The sequence below is a fragment of the Terriglobia bacterium genome, assembly GCA_020073085.1.
GTDB lineage: Bacteria > Acidobacteriota > Terriglobia > JAIQFV01 > JAIQFV01 > JAIQFV01.
In genome coordinates, this window is record JAIQFV010000007.1 from 14,178 (window position 1) to 36,029 (window position 21,852).

The window sequence follows — 21,852 nt, forward strand, 5'->3', positions numbered from 1 at the left end:
GGACCGCCGAAGGGAGGATCAAATACGCAGCACTACAACCTGGGGACCCGGAGACACAGCAGGCGTTGAGAAAGGGGTGACTTGAAGCCGTTCGGAAAAACTGCTCACGACTGGAAGTAGCCGAGACGCGACTGCGGACCAGTAGCGGGCCGCTCGGACGTAGACACCGGGCATTGAGAAGGCAAAACCCACACACAAGGCAAGCACCACGAACGTGTACTCAGTGTCGTTACCCGTCTGAAGCGTGTGATCCCAATAATCGAACAATTCGATCACGGGACAGACGATACAGACCATCAGAGCGATGGTAGCCGTTATTCGTGAAATTCTTGACCGCATCGACCGAATCATAGTTCTGAGCGTTCCCCCAGTCAAGCCACAGGTCACTGCCAGGGAACGCCTGTAGGACAACGCCGCCCCTCTTCATAGAGGCGCCCGCCAGCCGTGCAGGCGCGATGCCTCTAAAACAGCAAGGGCACCAGCGCCCAGGTGTCCCGCCGGTAAGCATCATAATCAGCCCCAAATGCTTCGCCCAAGGCCTGCTCCTCAAGGCGGATTTTGCGCCAGTACGCCAACGTTACCAACACCAGCGCCAATGGGGCGTGAATCTGCGCGGAGACGAGCGCGGTTCCGCAATACATGCCAAGCACCGCCGTGTAAATAGGATGACGGAGGATTCGGTAGGGACCCGACCGCACCAACTGGTGCCCTGTCGCGATCCTGACCTCACCGCTCCAGTTGCTCCCCAGGTGCCGGCGCGCCCAGACAATAAGGAGCAAGAAAGCGATTTGGATGAGCAGGCCGGCGGCGACCAGGAAGTGACTGGCAGGCAGAATGCGCCGCGTCAGTCCCGGAACAGGGAGCACGAGCAACAACACCGCTCCGTTGACCACAATCAGATGAAGCCGGCGCGACCACACCGATTCCGACGTCTTTGCGGGCGCGCTGTCCCTGGCGGCAATGCTCCAGTAGATCGTGAAGAGAAGCCAAAGGGCCAAGGAGAGACGCATCCCCACTGAAAATTCCAGAGGGAGGCGAAACGTCGCCGGGAAGCGCCGAACAAGGAGCGCCGCGGCAATTCCAACCGCTACCATCCTCACCAGCCCCTTCGTCGATTTTGTCATAATCCTCCTCGGTACGTTGCGACGGGTCGATTCCCCTGCTCGTGGGTCAAGTCTGTGCGAACAGGCTTAAGGGGGTCATTCGCGCAAGAAGGAATTGGATGAAGCATTGATCAGCGCCGCTCCTTGAAGGCGGAGCTTGGGTCACCTGGACCGTGTCATTTGGAGTAAACGCGCATGGGGATCGGCACAACATTTCCATTGCCGGCCCATGACGCGAGCATCACGGGCGAAGCGCTAAAACCCTCCGGACTTATCTCACCTCTCCTCCTCTCGACTGCTTCGCCTTCTGCTGAGACTGGCTGGCTTGCGCCTGCGTGAAGAACGGCGGCAGATGGATCTGGTCAGCACACGAGGCGTCGAGGCCTGCGGCCGAGCCTTGCGCCACAAATTCCGAAATGAGTCCGTCGATGCACAAGGAACCGGTTCCATGGGTCCCGTCTTTCACAACAATCACGCGGCTGTGGCTCAGATCATGCGCTGCCTGCGCCGAGGCTTCAGGGGGCGTGGCCGGATCGAGCGCCCCGGAGATCAGAATCGCGGGCACGGCGGAACGGATGGGCGCGTAGAAGTCCCGGGGGATGCCGCCTCGAACCCATTCGCCGCAGGCTTTCTGATACAAACGCACCTGGAAGTCGCCCAGGTAGGTGCCGGCCGTTTCCCGCCGAATCGTCGCCTCCGTCAGCCCGGGGATATCTTCCGCGCAGATCACGGAAAGACTCATGCCCCGATCGACCTGCTTGTCAATGGCGTTTCTCACTGCCATCGTGCCCGCCGCATAAATACTCCAATCGCCCTGGGAGGCACGGTGGATGAGGTTGGGAAACTGGCTGATCAGCCCCGGTATATAGAGCAGGGGCCGCAGGGAGGCGACAAACATGCCGCGGGAAAGCGTGACCGGCTGCGTTCCTCCGCCCGGGTTGTTCACCTTAAAGTGCGCCGGCGATTTCTCCAGTTGGTCCACCAGGGTCTGAAACTCTTTCTTCAAATCGGGAAAGGCCTTGTGGCAGCCCTCGTCTGCCCCACAACGGGCGATCAAATGATCCACCGAGTCTTGGGTGGTCCGCGAGAAGGCCAAAGGAATCCGATACTGCGGGGGGGCGACTGCCTCCAGCGTCAGGGTGCGAACATGCTCTCCGTGCCGCCGCAGGTACACCAGAGCGGCCCGCGTGCCGTACGAGCCGCCGAACAGATTAATCTTGTCGTAACCCATGGCTTGCCGCACGTCATCGAGATCATCGGCGGCAATGGAGGTGGTGTACTGTGTGAGGTCTGCCTTTTTTTCAAGCGCCGCGCGGCAGGCGCGCACCTTCTCAACAGAGAGGGCTTCGCCGATCAATTCCTGCGCGTTGTTGGGATCGCGTACCTCGCACGGCAATGGATTGGATGCGCCCGTCCCTCTCTGGTCCACCAGCACCACGTCCCGTTGTTGCCGCACTTTCACCGTGAAGCCTGCCTGCGGAAAGGCTTCTACGGCACTCTGTCCCGGACCTCCGGCCAGACCGAACCAGGGGTCGGCCGCCGGTTTGCCGGAGAGCGCCGGCAAGACCATGATGTTCAGTGCGATCTTGCGACCGTTTGCCGACGTCCGGTTCTCATACACCTCGTACTTTCCGCACAGCCCCTCCGTGTTGCCGTCTTTTGTACGGCACGGCTCGAGCGGGATACTTCCCACCGTCCTCGGTTGGAGCGTAGGCTTGGGTGCGCCCGCACCGGCACGGTGCAGCGAGAGAGCGATGGAATTGCCACCCTGCTCCCACGTTCCCGCGAACTCGCTTCCGTCGTCGTTCAGCTTTCCTTCGAAAACCGCGCCAATGCTCTTCAGGTCCAGTCGCAAGCCGCTGCTTGGCGAAAAAGATACGGCGTCAATCGGGAGAGTGACATTCCCCTGATCCAAACTGGTAAGTTTTCCCGTGAAAGTGCCGTCGGCGGCCTGCTCAATCTTCACAATCAAGTGCAGGCCAGCCACCACTCCCTGCCACTCACCTGAAATGTTGTGCCCATTGGCGGTCTGCAGCCGCCCCGCCGGCGCGGGGGCTGCCTGAGATTGCGCCCAGGAACCGGCATTGGAGGGCGACGGGCCAAGCGGACTTGTGTGTGCCGGCTGCGCTGCGGCGATCGAGAGCCAAGCTGCGGTCAGCAGTGATTGCAGAATATAGGCACACTTCCCCCGTCTTGTTTTCATCGAGTTTCTCCTCTTCGATCTGTTTTCCAGAGTTGTTTCGTTAGTAGCCTGTCCGCAAGAGGACAAGCAGGACCATCAGGCCGGCCATGTAAGCCGCCCCAAGATGGGCGAGCGTATTCGCGAGATTCAACGAATAACCACGCGCGCCTTTCAGCACCAGCAGGGGTGAGGATGGCTGATAGCACAACGGCCATCTCGTGACTTCCGCCTGGTGCAGAAGGTCCGGCAGCTTCACAGGACGCACGCTCAGCGCCATCGTCACCAGTTGCTTCCTCTTGATCTCTACCCAAACGGCGGCTACAACACCGATCACCAGCCAGCTCGCGGTCCAGACATTGGAGAGACGGGTCAAGCGGGCCGGAGATGCACTCAGCAGGATCGGCCAGAACAGGATCCCCGCAGTTGCCGCGGCACGGTTCCAATCACACATCCTGAGGTAATACTTACGCGTTTCCTCGCGCGCCTCCATATGCTCGGCGGCCTGGGTCCGGGGCACCGGATTACGCCAGGCCACCACCACACGCTTGACGAACAGCAGGCCGAGTTGGATGTAAAGGCAAAGGACAGGAACCCCGAAGACATGGCGCAGGCTGTGATGATCAGCCGTCGCGAAGTAGTAGCGAATGAGCCATAGCAGGGCCACCGCCGAGGATAGCGCCAACGCCCCTTCTACCTTGGAATGGGTGTAGTCGCGCAGGCGCCGCGCGTGCAGGGAACAAGCCACGGCGGCTGCCGGTTGCTCGGATTCCGGGAGCACGAAGCGCCGCGCCTGACGCTCTGCCCGGTCCACCGAAAACACATGGTTGATGTGGATCAGGGCCGCCTGCACCACCATCAGCCAGGGCATGTACTGGATATGGCCGGGAACGAATGCGGCCATCGCGATGGGGATGTCGAGCACGCAGGGAATGAACATCCGCATCCAGTAGCGATGGAGGACCCTCCGCCCTGCCCCCGTGTAAAAATCGGGCTGCACCGACACACTGAAGAACCATGCCCGGCCGCGAAGCAGCGGCTGTCGCCATCGGCGGAAGTATCCACGGATACGGGTCCCAAAGAACAAAAGGTACAACAGCACGATGTATTGGAGAGAGTCGTTGCCGTGCATCTACTTGCTTCCTTTCTCCACCAGGCGCAGCTCTTGTGCCGCCATCTTCAGAATCTTGCTCGCCGGCAAGCCGGCCAGGACCATTTCCGTGAGCGCGGTGCGCAACGGGCGAACGAGTTTCTTCCGACTGCGCTCCGTCATGGTGCGCGAGGCCACCACCGAACCCGACCCGCGCTTGATGACGATTAACCCGTCCTTCTGCAACTCGCGATAGGCGGTGGCAATGGTGTTGAGGTTGATCCCCAGGTCTGCCGCCAGCTGCCGGACGGGCGGCAACGGCGCGCCTTCCGCCAGTTTCCCACACGCGATCAGTTCCTTGATTCCATCAGCTACCTGCTGATAAATCGGGCGAGGATCGCTCGTATCAATGGTCACCAACATATGAGTGTACTGCGTATGTATACTCCATACACTTCTACGTCGTCAAGGAGAAAATCGGGCGAAATTTCTGTCCATGCGAACAGGGATTGTGGCCCGACCCTGCCGCAGCCGGGAATTGGAGAGGATTCTTTAGAAGAATGTCGCTTTGAAGGCGTCGTGGCGTCGGCGCGCCACACTCATGAGCTCGGAAAATTCATTTTCGTTGCGAAGGGGGTCCAGAAGCGGATCCGCCGCAAAATAGGGGTAAGGAAAGAATCCATTCTCGATGCTCTGCTTCAAGACGCGCAGGGCCGACGGTTTGTCGCCCAGCATCGCGTAGGCTTGCGCTACCTTGTAGATCGCTTCGGGATCCCCCACGCGGCGTTCATTGATTTTACTTTCCACGGAACGCAGCATTTCCGCGGCCTCCGAGTCCTGGTGGTGAATTCCGAAGCTGATCGCCTTTCCAATTTGGGCGTGCAGGAGAGAACGGTCCAGCTCAAAGGTGTGATCAAAGTCTTTCGCGGCCTGGGCGAAGTTCTTCTTGTAGTACTCGCCGAACCCGCGATAGAAAACGATCAGGGCGGAATCATCGGTTGCCGGGAGACTCCCGAGGAACTTGTCGTATTGTCCAAGGTAGAGATAGCTGTTCAGCGTCGAGCTATTGAGCTTTACGCCCGGGTCGAGTTGCCGCGCCCGTTCGGATTCCGAAACGGATTGTTGCAGCATGCCCGCGAAGCGGTAGGCATAGCCCAATTCCCAATGAATTTCCGCGTGATTGGGATTTGTTCGGAGGGCTTCCCGCAGCAACGGCACGGACTTTTCCACTCTGCCCGTGTCCGTAAACATGTTGGCCATGTAGATACGGGCGTCGATCAAATCCGGTTGGAGCGAGAGGGCATGTTCGAATGCGGCCTGGGCCTTGCGGTATTGCTCTCCCCCGCCAAATTGAAACGAGGCGTTCGCCGTGTAGGCCCTGCCCAGGTTGGCCCAGGTCAGTGCGTAGTCCGGAGAGAGTTCCGCCGACTTCTCCAACATATTGATCGCCACGGGAAAATCATTCTTCGAATAGAGGTCAATCCCGCGCAGGTAATATTCGTAAGCAAGAGGGTTGACGGCCGGATCGGGCTTCAGTCGTTCCACTTCCGACGGCGAGAGGGTCAACTCCAATCCCTTAATGATCTGCTGCGCGACGCTGTCCTGAACGCTCAGAAGTTTTTCGTATTTCAGATCGAACGTGCCCTTCCATATAAGGTTTTGCGTTTTGACATCGATGAGCTGGCTGGTGATTCTCAGGGCGTCGCCTTCGCGGAGGAAGGTACCGGTGAGAAGTGTATCGACGTTGAGGTCCGCGGCGACTTTGGGAATATCGATGGTTTGCGAATTGTATTTCTGGACGGCGTAGGAAGGCCGGACGGCAAGTTCACTGACATAGTCGAGCTTGGTGATGACCGCGTTGGCAAGTGAGAATCCGAGAAAATCATCATCGGGACTCTCCCGCAGGTTCTGAAAAGGAAGGACCGCCAGGCTTCGCGGATGTGCCGCGGGCTGCAATCGGGTGGATCGGCCGCGATAGATCATGTAACTCAATCCAAAAAGGACGACGAGAACCAAGGCGAGAGTCAACACACTCGAACGAGACCAAAACCCTTCTCTGTCGATCCTTCCCGAAGGTGTTCGATTGCTAGGAGGAAGATTTTCGCTTTGCGCTGCAATGGGCGGGGCAGCAATGTCGCTTCTCAAGGCCACCGGCGGCCTTGGAATTTGTAAACTCTTGTCTCGCACTTCGGTAATGGGGACAACAAAACGGTAGCCCTTCTTAGGCACCGTCTCGATGTAGTGCTGGCCGTCGGGTGTCTCCCCCAGGACCTTGCGCAGGGCTGAGATATTTATGGTCAGGTTGGCTTCCTCCACAAAGCTGTCCGGCCAGACTTTGCTCATCAACTCTTCTTTAGTTGTGAGCCGGTTCCCGTTCTGAACGAGCACAACAAGGATGTCGAACGCCTTGGGGGTGAGTGAAATCGGGGTGGCGCCACTCAAAAGCAAGTGGTCGGCGGGGTCAAAGTGGAATCGGCCAAATTCGTACAACGCTTTAGTCTCCAATGTGATCTCCGCTCGCGCGGGGCACTTGGAAAATCCTTGCAATTTTCTTGAGACTTCTTAAGGACTCTTGAGAGCACCTCGACTAGAGTGGGCACGTTGCCGACAGGAATGAATGGCAGGGCGGCTGAAAAAAGCGATGCAATCGAAATCAGAGCACTTCGCGATTGCCGGTCATTTCGACCTTCCCTCATCCTGAGCCGGGCAACACTCCTCTCTTGCGGGAGAGGAACCACGGGTGGAGGATCTCATCAGGGTCCTTCACTTAATTTAACTTAATTGACAGAAAAGGAGAACAGTGAAAAATAACAAACTTTTACATTTCTGGAATCGGGTCGTGCTCGACGCGATCCTGTTCTTGGTGGTGGTGATTACGGGGGCTACGATCCTTCCATCTGTAGCTTCGGCTCAGAATAAGAAGGACGAAATCAGCTTCCGCCTCGTTGCAAATCCACAATTTGTGGATTGCCTGCGCCGGTCGTCACTTGAAGAACCGAAGGCTCGCGCCACGGTCATTCGCGGCAAATTGAATGACACGCTCATCCTGGATCTCGACGGGATCAAACCCGGCCTGGCCTTCGACCTGTTCACCGTGCAGAACAGTCCGTTCCTCTCAGATGGGACCTCCGATCCGAACTTCAAGAATTTCGGTCTCGCCTGGTATCAATCGGACATTCAGATCGGGAATCGTACGGATGACGGCCATGTCAGCATCAGGACGGTTCTGCTGGACGACATTTTTGGCTTCGATCCCTCCGTGGGACTGCCGCCGACGAATACATTCCATGTGGGCTTCTGGTTTGACAATCCCCAGGACGCCGCCGCGTGCGGTTTCCCGGCCAACGATCCGACCAAGCTCACACCGTTCAACGGCGAGCACAAGGCCGGCCCGATGGCGATGATTAGCTTGCCTGACCCGGTCTCGAAGCTGGGACCGCTCTGCACTAATCCGGACACTTCGCACACCCCCGCCACCTGCAACCCCTGAGGTGTCGCGGTCGAGTTAGAATCGGGGCGGCCATCAGCTGCCCCGGTCCCCCATCGGCTCGTCAGGTTCCTAATTTGACAATCCCCCCAATCCGTCACGACGGATTGGGGGATCCTTCAAGTTCAGCCTACTGGCGCCTCCTATTTTCTTCCTTTCAATCCCGCCGATCCGCCGCGGCGGAGGGGATAATTCAGATACCACCTTCCCGACCCAAGGCGCACGCCCGTTGAATCGGCTCAACCGAGTTGCCGCGGGGATTCAAGAATTGTTTTTCTGATTAAGCCGCGCGGATTCGGTGGGGTGTGCCGACTCAGAGCTGAGCGAAGGGCCCGATCTGAAATATCCCCTACCTGCCGGTGGGAGGGATTATGGAAAAAGAGATCTAGCGAGGACCTTCACGCCCCCAACACCTCATGACCTGCTGCGCGAAGAGACTCGATCGCTCGGCCCATGGCCTCGCCCGGGACGAGGACGTAGTCGGTGTCGTACGTGGAAATAGCAAAGATGCTCACCTTGGCGGCCGCCAAGGGCCCAACGATGGAGGCGAGGATTCCCGTTAGCGAGAATTCGAGGCGCCCCATGACCCGAAGACACCTCCAGCCTCGCTCGGCTTTCACACCCGGGGGAATCGCCCCGGCGTCGCAAACCACGGAGAGCTCTTCGTCCGTACGAGTGACCGAGGAGATGAGGCCCTGTGTTGCCCAAGCCGGCGTGGCCTCGTTGGCGTCGAGGCGGGCAGCGCCGAATTCACCTTGGATTACTGCCAGTCGCATCCGTAACCTCGAGCTTCACTATGTGCGGTCACACCTGGACATAGGACAAAACTCATTGAGGGGGTGTTGCTTCGACCGAGAGAGGTTCTTTCGCGCATTACACCGGGTGCCGCTGGTATCGGCCGCCCCAGCAGACGATGCTTGCGAAGTCGAACTGCCCTCTGGCCCGTCGAACTCCCAATCGGAGTCCCTCCCGCCGCAGACCGCTTTCGAGAGGGGCGAGGACGAAGGGTGAGGCGGGAGCGAAAACCTTTTTGGGATAGCATCCACCATCGACAATTCATTCCCCAATGCGACGAAATGCCCCCACCACAAAAACCGTGCCGGGGCTGCCAAACCATCGAGTGTGGCGACGACGAAGGGTGCCGCAGGCATCATCCGCCCCAGCGGACGATGCCTGCGCAGTCGAGCTCCCATTGCGATCAGAGGGAGTTCAGGAATGCGACCAGCTGCGACTTCTCTTTGTCACTGAGATTCATCTGGAAACGCAGGTTGTAAAAGTTCACTACTTCGTTCAACGTTCGCGCCGCGCCGTTATGGAAATAAGGCGCCCGGGCAGCCAGCCCGCGGAGGATCGGGCCCTTGGTCCGATTCACATCGCTGCACTGCCCCGAAAGCAACGCCTTGCCGGGATCGGTTGTGAAAATCACGAAAGGCGCATGGGGCTGTTTGGGATCGGGGAATGGATTCGGGCACCCGGTAATTTCAAAGACCGGCAGATCCGGAAAGCTGAGTTGAGAGAGTCCGCCTGCAATTTGGATGTCGGGCTCGTTGGCTGCATCGTGACCCGTGCCGATGTCGAGGGGCAAAGGAAACGAGTGGTTACCGACATTGGGGGTGTTGTGGCACGTGGTGCACGTTCCCTGGAAGGGAGCGATGGGCAAAGACGCACCCAGCGCGGAGTTATCATTCAGGCCCCTCACATTCGAAATGGTCAGGGGACGGGTATTAAAGAGGGCCTCGCCCGCTGCGATCCTCTGCCGGGCCTCTGCATGGTCCTCGCCGTCCGAATCATGCCCGGCGCGGTTCGCCCACGCCCCAAAGATTGTGAACACTGTCGGATTAAACGCCTCCCCTTGCGGATCGTGTCCGAGCGAATCATTGATGCCCGGATAGTACGTCTGCTGGGACAGCTTCAAGGGGCCGCCCTGGGCGCCATGAGCGAACAACAGGCCCGCCCGATTATCGAAGACCTGGGCGCTGAAGAGCCCCAGTTCGAAATTAACAATCGCCGTTTGTTGTTCCGTGGTCGGCGCGTTCGCTGCCTGCGCGTGTCCCAGGGTCGCGTCCACGGCCTGGTGCATCAGATCGGTCACAAGATTTGCCGGGAACGTTTGTGCGTTATTGAGCGGCTGAATCGTTTCGCGGCCGTCGAACATGACGGTGCTCAGGAATCTCAAGTTGGTGGTCGGCAGCGGGCGACGGTAGATAGAGATGGTCTGCTGGCCGGAAACCGGGTCGGTCACGCTGGCGCACCCGTAGGGATCGTGCACGGCGCGGATAGTGAACTGAGCATTTGCGGGCATCGGAAGGGCGACGCGGATCAGGCCGTTATTCAGCAAGAGGCTGTGACCTGACGGATCGCCCGGGCTGGCGGTGGGGCAATTAGCCCCGTCCACTGCGGCGAATAGCGGATCGCGGCCCCGGGTCGCCCGGAAACGCGCCTGCGCATGCTGGGCGCTCAGCCCGAAAGCGTTACCCGCAATATGGCAGGTAGCACAGCTGCGGCCGTTGGTGCCCAGGCTTTGGAAAAAGGCGTTGCTCTCGTCGATGGGGCCGTTGATGTTGTAGGTGGTGACGAGACCGGCGGAGTCGAGAAACGGGAACAGGTTCGGGATCATGGCCGCAGAAACGGCACAAGCCAGAACCAACACCCCGATGATGATGCTCCACTTACGCGCTCCGATCCCGGGTATTGCCAATCGTACCTTCAGTTGCATGGGATTCCTCCTTGATTGGGGCTGGTAAACTGCGCGGGCCCAACCTGAGCGTACTCCTCCCTTGCCCGCCTCCGGGCTCCAACGTACGCAACGGGCTTGGCAGCCCGAATCACAAGTTGATCCGCGATTCACTTAGATAAGACTGCGAAGAGCAAAACATTTCATCGTTGTTCGAGTTTTGATGCAAGAGAAGTCGGAAGTCAGAGGAAGGAGGACTGAAGCCGGAGGCCAGAAACCGGACGCAAGAAGTCAGAGGCCAGAAGTCGGAAGTCGGAATCTAGAAGTTAGAAAAACCACAGCTTCTCTGTCGTAAAACCCTCGAATCAAAGAGTCAAAAACTTGACCTATCATATCCGCCCTCTGACTTCCGGCTTCTGAAGTCCGACTTCCGACTTCACCTTCCGGCGCTTATCTCTTGCCGTCGAGACTGGCCCATTCGCCTGATTGGATGAAGCTGGCCCAATAGAACGGATGCTGGTGACCTTTGCGCTTATGCATGGCCAATTGCGCCTGCCGCAGCGCCTCACCCCGCCCCAGGCCCTTTTTCAATCCTCCATAATAATCACTCATCAATTCCCGCGTGACGTAGTCACTGACCGGCCACAGGCTCATGACCAGGGTTTCCGTGCCGGCCAAGAAAAACGCCCGCCGGAGTCCGTACACGCCTTCCCCGTTCTTCACCTCCCCCACTCCCGTATCGCAGGCGGAAAGCGTCACCAGCTTTGTCCCCCAAAGGTTGAGGTTCGCGGCCTCCAGGGCGGTGAGAATGCCGTCATCGCCACCGCCTTTGTTCAGATTCGCCCCCGCCAGAGCCAACCCCGAACGCAACAGCGAGTTCTCGATGTTGACCCTCGCCTGAATGGCGCGGGTGCCGCCCTCTGCAGGGCCGGGCGTCGTCGGCCCGGTGTCACTCCCCTGGTCTTGCAGAAAGAATCCGTGCGTCGCGATGTGCAGGATCCTGGGCGCATCAACCCCCTTGAGGGCAGCTTCGGTCGCTCGCTCTCCAGTGAGGACTCTGGCCTCGGGGAAGAGGGAGTGAATAGTGTGAGCTTCCTGGGCCGTGCCGATGAGCGGGGCAAAGTAGACGGTGGACAAATCCTGCCCGGTGGTGATGCTCCGGCGCGCTGAGGCGGTCTTAGTATGATTCACCTTTAGCGAGCGCGCCTCTGCAATCTGCCTGCTCCCTGGCTCACCGAAGAACGGGTCAGCCACCACAATGGGTTTACTCCGACTTTCCCTGGGCACCTGCATTCGGAGCAAGTCGCGTCCGGCAGTCAGGTAGGTGATCGAGTAGCGCTCCAGCAAATAGCGGCCATTTTCGTCCACCAGGGCTTCAAAAGGGATGAGGTCGAGCTCCCCATCCGGTGAAACGAGCAGGTGGGTGGCATCCCCGATCAGGCTGCGCACGGGCCGCATGACCCTCTCGTCCACGGCACGTGCGAGTTGGGTGACATCATTTCTTTTGGAATCGCGCAGCGCCTGGCGGAAGGCATCGATCGCTCGGTCGAGAACCTTGCTCTCGCCCAGCTCTCTCCACTGCACGTCGCCGGTGGGGCGGATAACGTAGACGACATAGCGCGACTCGCCCACGCGATCCTGGTCCGTTACTCCTCCGGGAAGGTATCTCCTGTATGCCATGAATTCCAGCAAGGCGGTGTTCCCGGGCAACGCGCTGCGCACGGCTTCTAACGTGACCGGTTGTGACACGGCGAGGAACTCGGCGCTGCGCTTGCTGATCTCGGCCTCAAGATGTTCCCGCTCTTCCTTCAACGCATTGACGCGCTTCTGATGTTCCTCGCTAGTTGTGTTTGCGGGGCCGCCCAGAACCAGCCGGGCCAGCCGAGATGTGACGTCATCCACCGCATCGAGTAATTTTGCGTCCTCGTTATTCAGGTGCTGTCGCAGCACTTGAAGATTGTCGGAAAGGAGATCCTGTACGCGGCCTTTACGTTGCAACACGGTCGTGGCCGCCAGGTCGCGGGCGGCGGCCTGTTCAGGCGCAAGACTCGCATTCAGCGTGATCGCTTGATTCAGCTGGGGTGACAACAGTTTCAGATAGGCCAGCTTCTGCCGTTCCGAGCCGGCAAGGAGATTCAGATCGGCGTTGTGCTCGCTGATAGCGATGGCCTGCGACAGGGACCCTTCCGCTTCCCCGAAGTTGCCCATCGCCATTTGAAGGGTAGATAAGTTGGTGAGAGTGTTGACCACATCGGGATGCTCAGGCCCGAGGGCCTTTTCGCGAATCGCCAGCGCCCTCCGGTAGAAATCTTCTGCGCGGCCGTAATCCCCTCGATCTCGGAAAAGCGTTCCGAGGTGCTCGAATGAAAGCGCCACGTCGGGATGGTCGGCCCCCAGCTTTTTTTCTCTGATAGCGAGTGCTCTCTGGTAAAGCGCCTCCGCGGTTGCGAAATCGCGGCGGTCGTGATCGATGTCGGCCAGATTCGTCAGAGTATCCGCGACGAGCGGATGCTCGGGTCCCTGCGTTTTCTCGAAAATCTTGAGCGCGCGCTTGTAGAGCGGTTCCGCTTTATCAATAGCCCCTTCCAAACGGTACGCGTCGGCAAGATTCTCCAAGGGGACTCCAAGCCGGCGATCTTCGGGCCCGGAAGTCCTCTCCAGGATCGACACTGCACGCTGACCAAGACTCTCGGCCTTCAGATAGTCGCCTTTTTCAGAGTACACCCCGGCAAGGTTCGCGACTATAGTGGCGAGGCCGGGATAATCCGGACCAAACGTCTTTTCTGCGATCGCCCTTGCCCGTTCATAATAGATGATCGCCTTGCTGTAGTCCGCTTTCATATCATACACATCCGCGAGATTTACAAGTGAGTTCGCGAGGGCTGGAGCTTCCACGCCGAACATCTTTTCTCCGACATCCAATGCGCGTTGCAAAGACAGCTCGGCTTTGTCAAATTCTTCCGTTTGTGCGTAGAGAACCCCCAGGTTGTTGAGGGTTTTGAAAATGCTGTCACTTGCCGGGCCGGTTGTTTTTTCCTGGATCTTCAGCGCACGCTGGTAGACCGCTTCGGCCTTTGGAAGCTCGGCCGTGGCTAGATAGATGTTTCCGAGTAAATAGAGCGGAAAGGCAACCGAAGCATCCTCCGGCCCCAGCTCCCTTTCCCGCAGCTCCAGAGCCTTCTGCGCGGATTCCAGCCCTTCAGCGTACTTTCCGGCGTCACTAAGAACGCTGGCATTAAAGGCCAGGACCCGGGCCTGCTGGAGCTGATGCGACTTCTCGGAGGCGGGGCGCGGTTCTGAAAGTTGAGCTGTGCAGGCCTCTGTCGAAGGTGGCAGCGACTTATTCTCGACTTCCAGGCCGTAGCGACCTGGTGTTTCCGCCACGACCTCAACTGTCTCTTTGACGGATTGCGCATTCACAAAAGACCCGTCGATCGCAGTGCCTGCAGTGTCAAGGAGTCTGATCGTTGCAGACGCGCCTCGGCAATCAATGGCAATGGTGGCGTACTGCCCTTGGCTCAGTTCGAACCTATAACTGTACTTCTGTCCACGAGCTATTTCGCGTTCCAGTGGCTTGCCGGGTTCGAGGAGCGTGATTTCCTGCTGATTTTGTGCAGGTGCGGCTTGTGTGACAGGCAAAGATCCGTTGGGAAGGGGAGGAGAGCTTACAGCCAGGGAAAGCGGCGATAGGGCGCACGTTGCGACAAACACAGCGCTCGCCCTCCGGGCGATAAGACCGATAACGAGGGAGTAAGAACGGATGCTTCGCGTCATAGTGAATACACCTGCGTGAATGATTTGGAATTCGTTCGGGTGACGCTATTTTAGCATAGCGCGGAAGGGATAAGTGCTGATGAATTCCGGGGCGCCTCGAGAGGGTACTCCCGTGAGCTCCACGAGGTAATTCTGGGGCTTCAACACGTCGGCGCGGAAGCTGATTGAAACAGCTTTGTATTCGCCACCGGACGTGCTCTTCAGGTTTCCGCTACGCCATATCAGGTGATGGTTTGCAGGGTCCTTTAACTCAGCCCGATAGGCCGGGAAGTCGTCCGACTCGAGCGCCAACAGCAATACCGCCAGGTCCGTTCCCGTGGGCACGGAAATCGTCGGAATCTGGCCTGCGCCTCGGGTCGCCGGCAGCAGGAAAAGAGAAATGGTCCTGAGCTGGTCAAGGTTCACCTGAGGTTCACGGGCCTGTTCTAGCTCTTTTAGAGTTCTGGCGCTGGCTGAGCGTTGTTCGGTGAGCTGCGTCTTCATCTGCTGCTCTCGTTCGCCAAGCGCGGCACGACCTGCCTCTGCCTCGGTCACCTGCTTACGCAGTCGCAGGTTATCCATGAGTAGAAGCCCGCCAGCAAGAAGCATCACCAGCGCCAGGCCTGCAAGTGTCCACTGGGGAACTAAGGGCGGGAGGGGGAAGAACCTCCGCCGGGATGACTGTTGTGAAGGGCCTTCCGACGGCGCGGACCTGAAAGGGCTCAATGCTGGGGCGATTTGAGCGTCCGCTGTTCTGTTTTCATACCCGAGAAGGGTCTCGGCGAAACGCACCTTCTCGCGTCGATTCATCGAGGATAGATAGAATGACTTAAACCGATCCTGCGTCTCCCCGGAAAGATCGCCTCTCGCGTAAGCGTCCACGAGGTCGTTTTCGACCGCATTCAACCGCAACGCGAACTCGTCATCCGCGATGCTCAACTCATCCAGGTGCTCGGCCTCTTCATTGGGCAGAGAACCAAGAAGATACCGTACCAGGAGCTGATCATCATATCCTTGCTTGTCTGATAGAGACATCATCCCACTTATATAAGACAGAATCCGGTAAAATCCTTCATTTTCGCCTGGCACACGTACTAACACAAACTTCCAGCTTGTTGCGGATCCGGCAGGCCCGGATGCTCAGGGCATTCATCGAAAGGCCGAAGCGGGCAGCCAGTTGGGCGCGGCGCTCGATCTTTACCCGCTGTTCACCCTGATAATACTCCAGGATGAGCTCTTGCTCGCTCGAGGGCAACTTCCGCAGGCATTTTTCCAGGCAGTCGAGCAGCTTCTCCCGGGTCTCAATCACCATCTCTGGCCCCGACGTCACCGTCAGGTCCGAGACTGCATGACGAGGTTCTGATAATTCGTCGAAGGTTGTCGGGCCTTGTTTGGCCGCGCGCACGTATTCCAGGAAAACGAACTTGGCGACGATGTAGCAATAGTGGGCGGGCGAGACGTCGGTAATCGCGCCCTTTTCCCCGAGCTTGCGTGCCACCCGGTTCAGTGTTTCATCCGCCAATTCATCCGGGGAGAGGCAGTTCCTCCGGTCGAAGTAAAGCAGCAGCCGGTGGCGCATTTCGAGATACCTCTCACCGCTGGTATCGACCCCCTCGTCCAGCCAATTGAGAAACTGGTGGAAGGCTTCAGCGTTCAGTGTCCAGTCCTTCTTCAGGTCTGTCATGGCCGCGGGCCCTTCTACGCTTTCGTCAACCGCGATTCTACTCCCGCACCCAGACATACCTCAAGGACACAACCAAGACCATGGCGTAACCCGCGGATGGCGCCAGATCACAAATCTACATGTCGACAACGAGTTCTTGACATGGGTCACACGGGTTAATATAAAAGCTCAATATCTCGGAGTGGAAGACGTAAAACGGAGTGAGTTCCTGTGGATCGACAACACAGTAACCGAAAACCCCGCGTGGAATCTCGCGGTGAACCTATGACGCTTTTTGCTTACGCTTTCACCACGCCTGTGGGTGAAGTGTTTGCGGCCGTGAATGAAAAGGGCGCCCTGGTGCAGCTGTACTTTCTCGGTAAGCACCGATCGGAGGAGATCATGGAGAAGCTCGAAGGGGCAGGTCATTCAGTCACCTGGGAGGCCCGGGCGTTGAGCGAGGTCCAGCACCAGGTCGACGAATACTTTACCCGGCGGCGAAGGAAATTCGAGATTCCTCTGCATCTCGTGGGCACGGATTTCCAAATGCGGGTGTGGGAGGAGCTTCTGCAAATCCCCTACGGAAAGACCCGGAGCTATGGCGAGCTGGCAGTGCGCATTGGCCATCCACACGGCTCGAGAGCCGTAGGCCGGGCGAATGCGACCAACCCGGTGTCTCTCATCGTTCCTTGCCATCGGGTCATCGGGGCCGATCGGAATCTCACCGGCTACGGGGGAGGCATTGATATTAAAAAGAAACTGTTGATCCTGGAGGGGGCATTTTCAGGGTCCGAGCAGTTTTCCTTCGGATCCTGGGCGGATCGTTGATTGCATCACTCACATGGTGTGTGTGGGCCTGCCGATTTCACTGGTCGTTCGCCGCTACTCCAGATAATTCCCTGAACCATGAACCGGGGATCGCCGCCTCACTCCGTTTTGTCCTGGTGAATCGGGGGCGATTATCTTGCCCTGCCCGCGGCTGTGGCCTCGGGAACCTCTCTTAGTTTTCCTGTTGCGACATCATAGACATACCCGTAGATCGGGATATCGCCCGGAACCAGAGGATGGCTTCGAATGCGCTGGACATCGGCGATGACGCTCTTCGATTGGTCTTTGATCGTGAGCCAATCGATGAATTGACCCTCAGTCGACCCGGGTCCTGCACCCGTATCGCGCCAGGTCTTTCCATCGAACGTCGCGGTCTTCAGGCTGTTTCCGAGCAAATCCCGCATGATTTCATCCGTGAACACTTCCATCCCGCAGTTGGTGTGATGAACAACGAACCACTCGCGCGTGCCGAGCAACTTGCAGGAGATCACCAGGGACCGTATGGCGTCATCGCTGGCCCGGCCGCCGGCGTTCCGAATGACGTGGGCGTCCCCTTCTGCAAGTCCCGCAAACTTGGACGGGTGCAGCCGTGCATCCATACAGGTGAGAATTGCGAACTTGCGGGCCGGCGGCATCGCCAGCTTGCCCTTGTCACCAAAGCCTTCGGCATAACGGGCATTCGCTGCTAGAACCTCTTCCAGTACTTTGCTCATTGTTTCTCCTCTTTCGAGATGAGTTTTTGACTTACAACGCGTTCTTTGCGCCGAACCGTGTTCTAGTGACCCGCGCCCAGTTTCAATGCCCAACGAAGGGGAGCACAGGGGCGAACACGCCGATTCTGCGTCAGCGAGGGGTCGATCATTCCCCGGGAGCAGGAAAGTATAAGTCGGTCTATCAGCCGTCTGGAGCGAACTGCGCCTCTACTTGACCTGCGTCGTGAGAGGCTTGCCCTTTTCGGCCACGAACACTGCCGACAATCTCGCTGTGACGCTGCCGGTATTCGTCGCCTGGTGAATCTTGCCCGGGGCGATATGAAAGACATCGCCGGCCTTCAGCGTTACCGTGGGACTGCCTTCATTCTCGAGCGAGATCGTGCCTTCCTGGACGAATGCATACACCTCGGCGGGGTGGGTATGCCTTCCCTCCGCCGCACCGGGGGGCAATTCAACCAACGCCATCACGGCCTCCCGGCCTGGAATACTCATGTCCTGCTTCATCAGGATGGTCCGTTTGACGGCGGGGGCTTGCTGGGCGTAGAGCGCCAGCGCCCCGGCGATTCCAAGGACTGCAAACACAACGAGGGCTCTGGCAACCTTTGAGTTTAGACAGTTCATAGCTTCTCCTTTTCCATTGAAAGAGATTTCGACTGACAGCTGATCGTTGAGAGGTCGCCCATATTACTGGAAGGCAGGTGGTGAGTAAAGGGGGAAACGAAGGACACATCCAATTTGGCTAGCCTTACGCATTGCGCCTCAGGGGAAGGCAACCTGCCGCGGGCAGAATCATGTCACTGAATTGAAGTTTGGAGAGCTCCGCCTACAACGGTGCGACTCTCTTTGATCATGATGGGAAAAGCGTCGTGCCCTAAGCGTGTAGATCCGAGGAGAGTTCTTATTTGACTTGGACAGGCGTATATTATGGCCAATTTCAATGACCTCAGGAGGCCCGGTGAAACATCTATTTGGTTCGGCTTGCTCGAAGCTGCTGATATTCATACTTTTTTCAAGCCTCACTTTTTCCCAGACCCTCACGGGCACCTTCACTCATGTGACGGATTCCGACGGCACTCATCCCGGCAAAGGCAAGACAGTCACATTGATTTTCCACCCGGATGGCAAGTGCCACATACAAGCGACTGATACGAGCGGACAGAACACAACGCTCAATGGCGACGGCACCTACGGCACCCGTGCCGGTCGCATCACCCTTTCACTGCCTGTGCTGGAGCTTTCCGTTTCGAGCCGGCCGTACTCCTTCGAAGGGGACCATCTGACGCTCCCCTTTATGGTGTTTAACGAAGGTGCGGGCACCTCCACGTGGAAGAAAGTTGCGGACGCCTGGTCGGGGGCGGCCACCGGCTCCGGCAAGAACACTCCCCCGCCAGAAAATGCTCCTCCGCCTCCTCCCCCTCCACGAAGGATCGGAGGGGGAATGCATGGCGAGCTGTTGTGCACCTGTACTGATAAGGCCTACGACAAGCCGGTCGACGTTCTTCCCAAGTGCACACGCCCCGCATTGGGACGACCCATGTGTGGCGCCGTCCTTAGAAAAACAGGCCAGCCGTGCCCCGCTTTCCGCACTTCCAATGGCTTCACGACGCTTTATGACCAGGTTGTCCTGGGACGCCCGGGGCCGCTGGGCGGTATGGGCGCCGCCCTGCCTGCGGGCATCGTCACCATACCTTCGGGAAGCGCTGCCAATCCCAGGGACCCGCATACCATCCTCGTCGGCACTTTGATCGGTACCTATTTCAAGCCGTGGGGGCCTGCAGACTTCTATATGACCGTACAACCGGGCGGAGTGGGTGGGGTCGAATATGCTCATGTGGAGGCGCACCGTGGTCAACAATACTACCTGGTGGTTCGAGGTGCGGCTTTCACTGAGCTCTCGCCTGCCGGGATGGTCTCCTCTCTTGGACATGAGATGATTCACGCCGAGCAACTGCGTCGACCCGGAAACCTCCCCAAGGCGACCGGTCTCAGCGCCATTACTGCCGCTGTGAATGAGCTTGAAGCCTCCAGTTGGGAGACCATGGTCAGCAGCTTCCGATGGCAGATCGGCCCGAACTCGACCTGGAGTTGTGAAACCCCGCTGGAACGAGACCGTTCCGAAGCCCTGCGCTCCTGCCGCGAATGGCAGATCCGAGAGTTGCTGGTGGGCGTCAACCTGAAGTCCACGACTCAAGCCGCCTTTGAAGAATGGATCCGCCAGAACCCATGGGCCAGTACCAACTGGTTGCCGAAGAACCCGCGCTGGAAACAGGTCCGGACCAACGATCTGCCTTCTCAAGTGCCTTTTCCGACCGACCCGGATCACGGGATGGACTGCCACGACGTCTTGGCGGGCCGGTAGCTATCCCCGCTGAATCTTGAAACAGGGCGTCATCATTGGTTGTTGGCAGAGGTCAACTGTTCCCCTCCCGACCGCTCCCGGGGCCGGCGCCTGCTGGTTGACTTTCTTTCTCGCTGTGCTAGAGTGGGCTTAGTTCCAGTGAATCTGAACGAATGCAAAATACCTATCCGGGCTTTCTTAATAGGTAACTCTTGAAGTTGCGGTGCGCGGATGTTACCGCGTGCGAGCACCGAGACCATGCTGCCGGATCCTCATCGCACTGAATTCGGGCGGTGTTGCCTGCGCCGGATTTGACTTGAGGGGATGCGCGTTCTTGTCCTGGGAATGCGCGCTTTCGGCGGCATGGCGACTGGCGGAGAATTCCGACTATGAAGCGGCCCAAAAAGGAACATTTCACGAAGGGTTTCACCAAGGAGCATGGCGCTATCGCTTTGCTCACCGTAGGCCTCGGAAACATCGCCGAGGTACTAGGTTCCCTTCAGAAGGTGAATGAATCGGTCCTCTCGCTGATTGGATACCAATGGGCACGTCACGCCTTTTGGGCAGTGGTGATTGTCATCTGCGCCGGTTATTTCTTCGGCTACCTGTGGTTATACAAGAGGCTCGTGGCCCATCATGTCGGCACGAAGAAGATCCTCCTGGCTTCTTCGATCCTCCTGTGCGCGGGGATTGCTTTTGCCGGAAATCTCGTGCTCCTGCCGAAACCGCCGTTGCCCATCTGGAAGGGAGTTGTCGGACAGTGGCGGGACCTGATCATGCGCACGCAGGATAACGGCAGCAAGGGGTTTCGGGTCGAGGTGAAGGACCCGGGTGCCCATTCCCAGGTTTTTGCCACCGCACAGGGTTTGACCGCTGTTTTGGCGGTCCCCGGTCTACCCCCTCAGGATGTTGAGCCGCTGAAATCGGCGTTCGTCTACCTGGAGAGCCTGCGAAATCAAAGCGGAGAAGAGGGGTGGGGCTACTTTGACAACTCCAAGCCGACTATCACAGAAATTTCCGCGTGGGCGGGTATGGCCAAGATTGAATCCGTTCAGAACGGCAGCTTGTGGACTGACCAGGAGCTGCCCGCCGTCGTCGAATCCATTCTTCGCGATCTTCAACTCCTCATTCGCCGGCAGGACCCGGGAGGTGGATGGAGCCCGATCCCGGAAGTGTCCCCGCCAGCCACGAGGACCTACTCCAGCGCGTTGGCACTTTGGAGCCTGGTCGAGGCCTATCGGACCCCGTCCCTTCGAAACAAGATGCAATCGCCCTATGAGGACAGCATCCGCCGAGGGACCCAGTGGATCTTGAACACTTACCGCAGTCCCCAGGGCTGGGTACCCAATCCCAATCGTCCCAACCAGACGGAATCATATCCGGGATTGACCGCCCAAGTATTGTTCGTCCTGTCCCGCGCTGAAAAGGACTTCGCTTACTTGCGGGACGACTCCACGTTCAAGACCGCCAAGCAAGACTTCCTGAAGGACACAGGACTTGTCGAGCGATCGGTCAGCGACGACAGTCATCTCTCGGACCGGGACCAGTACATATCCCCCTCGGATGTGCAAATCGAAGGCATGACGTATCTTTGGGTGCCGTGGTCGTTGCTCGCCTATCGGAGCCTCTCCACGGACGACTCCTTGTCCAAGGAAGAACGGAAATTGGCCGCGAAGAACCTTGCCACGCTGTACTCGAGGTACGTGGAGGTCTTCCAACGCATCGAAACGGGGGCGACTTATAATCTCGCGGAAAATCTCTTTTGCATTTCCAACGCGTTGAGAGAATAGAATTCCTGCCGCCGCAGTATTCTTTCCCTTGCGGTCTGGTCCGGGCGGGAGGTAACCCCCGGGATGAATCAAAGAGCGATTCATCCCGGCTACCAGGCCAATTTGACGCACTCCTCTTGTCCTTTCCATGTCTTTGAGCTCTCCGACCCGCCGAGGGCCAAGCAAATATCCCTGGTTATTCACAGGAATGAAAACTGGTATATTTCCCTCCGAGCCATCACACCCTGGTCACAC

The 21,852-nt window shown here is 58.3% G+C and carries 17 protein-coding genes; 4 read left to right on the plus strand and 13 right to left on the minus strand.

The window, feature by feature from the left end; translation table 11 throughout:
- Nucleotides 1-18: 18 nt before the first annotated feature.
- The 6 genes from LAO21_08705 to LAO21_08730 all read right to left on the minus strand — a co-directional run bounded on the left by LAO21_08705 (nt 19) and on the right by LAO21_08730 (nt 6,862).
- Entirely contained in the window at nt 19-339 is a 321-nt protein-coding gene (locus LAO21_08705) for a hypothetical protein (protein ID MBZ5552784.1), read from the minus strand.
- A gap of 122 nt (nt 340-461) precedes the next feature.
- On the minus strand, nt 462-1,124 hold the full coding sequence (locus LAO21_08710) for an isoprenylcysteine carboxylmethyltransferase family protein (GenBank protein MBZ5552785.1): 663 nt from the start codon (nt 1,122-1,124) through the stop codon (nt 462-464).
- Between the two features lie 250 nt (nt 1,125-1,374).
- Nucleotides 1,375-3,306 (minus strand): alpha/beta hydrolase, encoded by a 1,932-nt coding sequence (locus LAO21_08715; protein ID MBZ5552786.1) that lies wholly within the window; start codon nt 3,304-3,306, stop codon nt 1,375-1,377.
- A 40-nt stretch (nt 3,307-3,346) separates the two neighbouring features.
- A complete protein-coding gene (locus tag LAO21_08720) occupies nt 3,347-4,414 on the minus strand; it encodes a hypothetical protein (protein ID MBZ5552787.1) in 1,068 nt (355 codons plus the stop codon).
- Nucleotides 4,415-4,789, minus strand: a complete 375-nt coding sequence (locus LAO21_08725) for a GntR family transcriptional regulator (protein MBZ5552788.1) — start codon at nt 4,787-4,789, stop codon at nt 4,415-4,417.
- Between the two features lie 135 nt (nt 4,790-4,924).
- The gene (locus LAO21_08730) at nt 4,925-6,862 is read right to left on the minus strand and encodes a winged helix-turn-helix domain-containing protein (GenBank protein MBZ5552789.1); all 1,938 of its coding nucleotides are present in this window, start codon (nt 6,860-6,862) and stop codon (nt 4,925-4,927) included.
- 310 nt (nt 6,863-7,172) lie between these two features.
- Between LAO21_08730 and LAO21_08735 the strand changes: the two genes are divergently transcribed.
- Nucleotides 7,173-7,862 carry a hypothetical protein gene (locus tag LAO21_08735; GenBank protein MBZ5552790.1) on the plus strand — a complete coding sequence of 230 codons (690 nt, stop codon included), beginning with the start codon at nt 7,173-7,175 and terminating at the stop codon, nt 7,860-7,862.
- Nucleotides 7,863-8,257: 395 nt separating this feature from the next.
- On the opposite strand, the gene LAO21_08740 is transcribed toward LAO21_08735, so the two are convergent.
- The 5 genes from LAO21_08740 to LAO21_08760 form a co-directional block, all read right to left on the minus strand.
- On the minus strand, nt 8,258-8,635 hold the full coding sequence (locus tag LAO21_08740; protein ID MBZ5552791.1) for an ACT domain-containing protein: 378 nt from the start codon (nt 8,633-8,635) through the stop codon (nt 8,258-8,260).
- A gap of 422 nt (nt 8,636-9,057) precedes the next feature.
- The gene (locus LAO21_08745) at nt 9,058-10,575 is read right to left on the minus strand and encodes a hypothetical protein (protein ID MBZ5552792.1); all 1,518 of its coding nucleotides are present in this window, start codon (nt 10,573-10,575) and stop codon (nt 9,058-9,060) included.
- A gap of 408 nt (nt 10,576-10,983) precedes the next feature.
- Nucleotides 10,984-14,307 (minus strand): CHAT domain-containing protein, encoded by a 3,324-nt coding sequence (locus tag LAO21_08750; protein ID MBZ5552793.1) that lies wholly within the window; start codon nt 14,305-14,307, stop codon nt 10,984-10,986.
- A 45-nt stretch (nt 14,308-14,352) separates the two neighbouring features.
- Nucleotides 14,353-15,324 (minus strand): hypothetical protein, encoded by a 972-nt coding sequence (locus LAO21_08755; GenBank protein MBZ5552794.1) that lies wholly within the window; start codon nt 15,322-15,324, stop codon nt 14,353-14,355.
- A 34-nt stretch (nt 15,325-15,358) separates the two neighbouring features.
- Nucleotides 15,359-15,970: a hypothetical protein gene (locus LAO21_08760; GenBank protein MBZ5552795.1), complete on the minus strand. Its 612-nt coding sequence runs from the start codon at nt 15,968-15,970 to the stop codon at nt 15,359-15,361.
- Nucleotides 15,971-16,351: 381 nt separating this feature from the next.
- Between LAO21_08760 and LAO21_08765 the strand changes: the two genes are divergently transcribed.
- Complete coding sequence (locus LAO21_08765) at nt 16,352-16,777, plus strand: methylated-DNA--[protein]-cysteine S-methyltransferase (GenBank protein ID MBZ5552796.1); 426 nt, start codon at nt 16,352-16,354, stop codon at nt 16,775-16,777.
- Nucleotides 16,778-16,908: 131 nt separating this feature from the next.
- Here LAO21_08765 and LAO21_08770 read toward each other — a convergent pair whose 3' ends face one another.
- Nucleotides 16,909-17,490 carry a carbonic anhydrase gene (locus LAO21_08770; protein ID MBZ5552797.1) on the minus strand — a complete coding sequence of 194 codons (582 nt, stop codon included), beginning with the start codon at nt 17,488-17,490 and terminating at the stop codon, nt 16,909-16,911.
- A 207-nt stretch (nt 17,491-17,697) separates the two neighbouring features.
- Entirely contained in the window at nt 17,698-18,111 is a 414-nt protein-coding gene (locus tag LAO21_08775) for a cupin domain-containing protein (GenBank protein ID MBZ5552798.1), read from the minus strand.
- A gap of 334 nt (nt 18,112-18,445) precedes the next feature.
- Here LAO21_08775 and LAO21_08780 point away from each other — a divergent pair, with 334 nt between their 5' ends.
- Both LAO21_08780 and LAO21_08785 read left to right on the plus strand, forming a co-directional pair.
- Nucleotides 18,446-19,849 (plus strand): hypothetical protein, encoded by a 1,404-nt coding sequence (locus tag LAO21_08780; GenBank protein MBZ5552799.1) that lies wholly within the window; start codon nt 18,446-18,448, stop codon nt 19,847-19,849.
- A gap of 368 nt (nt 19,850-20,217) precedes the next feature.
- Nucleotides 20,218-21,618 (plus strand): hypothetical protein, encoded by a 1,401-nt coding sequence (locus LAO21_08785; GenBank protein MBZ5552800.1) that lies wholly within the window; start codon nt 20,218-20,220, stop codon nt 21,616-21,618.
- The last annotated feature ends 234 nt before the right edge of the window (nt 21,619-21,852 follow it).

What these genes read in the sequence shown, in the direction of transcription:
- LAO21_08705 (MBZ5552784.1), bottom strand. Translation starts at nt 339, where the DNA reads ATGCGGTCAAGAATTTCACGAATAACGGCTACCATCGCTCTGATGGTC.
- LAO21_08710 (MBZ5552785.1), bottom strand. Translation starts at nt 1,124, where the DNA reads ATGACAAAATCGACGAAGGGGCTGGTGAGGATGGTAGCGGTTGGAATT.
- LAO21_08715 (MBZ5552786.1), bottom strand. Translation starts at nt 3,306, where the DNA reads ATGAAAACAAGACGGGGGAAGTGTGCCTATATTCTGCAATCACTGCTG.
- LAO21_08720 (MBZ5552787.1), bottom strand. Translation starts at nt 4,414, where the DNA reads ATGCACGGCAACGACTCTCTCCAATACATCGTGCTGTTGTACCTTTTG.
- LAO21_08740 (MBZ5552791.1), bottom strand. Translation starts at nt 8,635, where the DNA reads ATGCGACTGGCAGTAATCCAAGGTGAATTCGGCGCTGCCCGCCTCGAC.
- LAO21_08745 (MBZ5552792.1), bottom strand. Translation starts at nt 10,575, where the DNA reads ATGCAACTGAAGGTACGATTGGCAATACCCGGGATCGGAGCGCGTAAG.
- LAO21_08750 (MBZ5552793.1), bottom strand. Translation starts at nt 14,307, where the DNA reads ATGACGCGAAGCATCCGTTCTTACTCCCTCGTTATCGGTCTTATCGCC.
- LAO21_08755 (MBZ5552794.1), bottom strand. Translation starts at nt 15,324, where the DNA reads ATGATGTCTCTATCAGACAAGCAAGGATATGATGATCAGCTCCTGGTA.
- LAO21_08760 (MBZ5552795.1), bottom strand. Translation starts at nt 15,970, where the DNA reads ATGACAGACCTGAAGAAGGACTGGACACTGAACGCTGAAGCCTTCCAC.
- LAO21_08765 (MBZ5552796.1), top strand. Translation starts at nt 16,352, where the DNA reads ATGGAGAAGCTCGAAGGGGCAGGTCATTCAGTCACCTGGGAGGCCCGG.
- LAO21_08770 (MBZ5552797.1), bottom strand. Translation starts at nt 17,490, where the DNA reads ATGAGCAAAGTACTGGAAGAGGTTCTAGCAGCGAATGCCCGTTATGCC.
- LAO21_08775 (MBZ5552798.1), bottom strand. Translation starts at nt 18,111, where the DNA reads ATGAACTGTCTAAACTCAAAGGTTGCCAGAGCCCTCGTTGTGTTTGCA.
- LAO21_08785 (MBZ5552800.1), top strand. Translation starts at nt 20,218, where the DNA reads ATGAAGCGGCCCAAAAAGGAACATTTCACGAAGGGTTTCACCAAGGAG.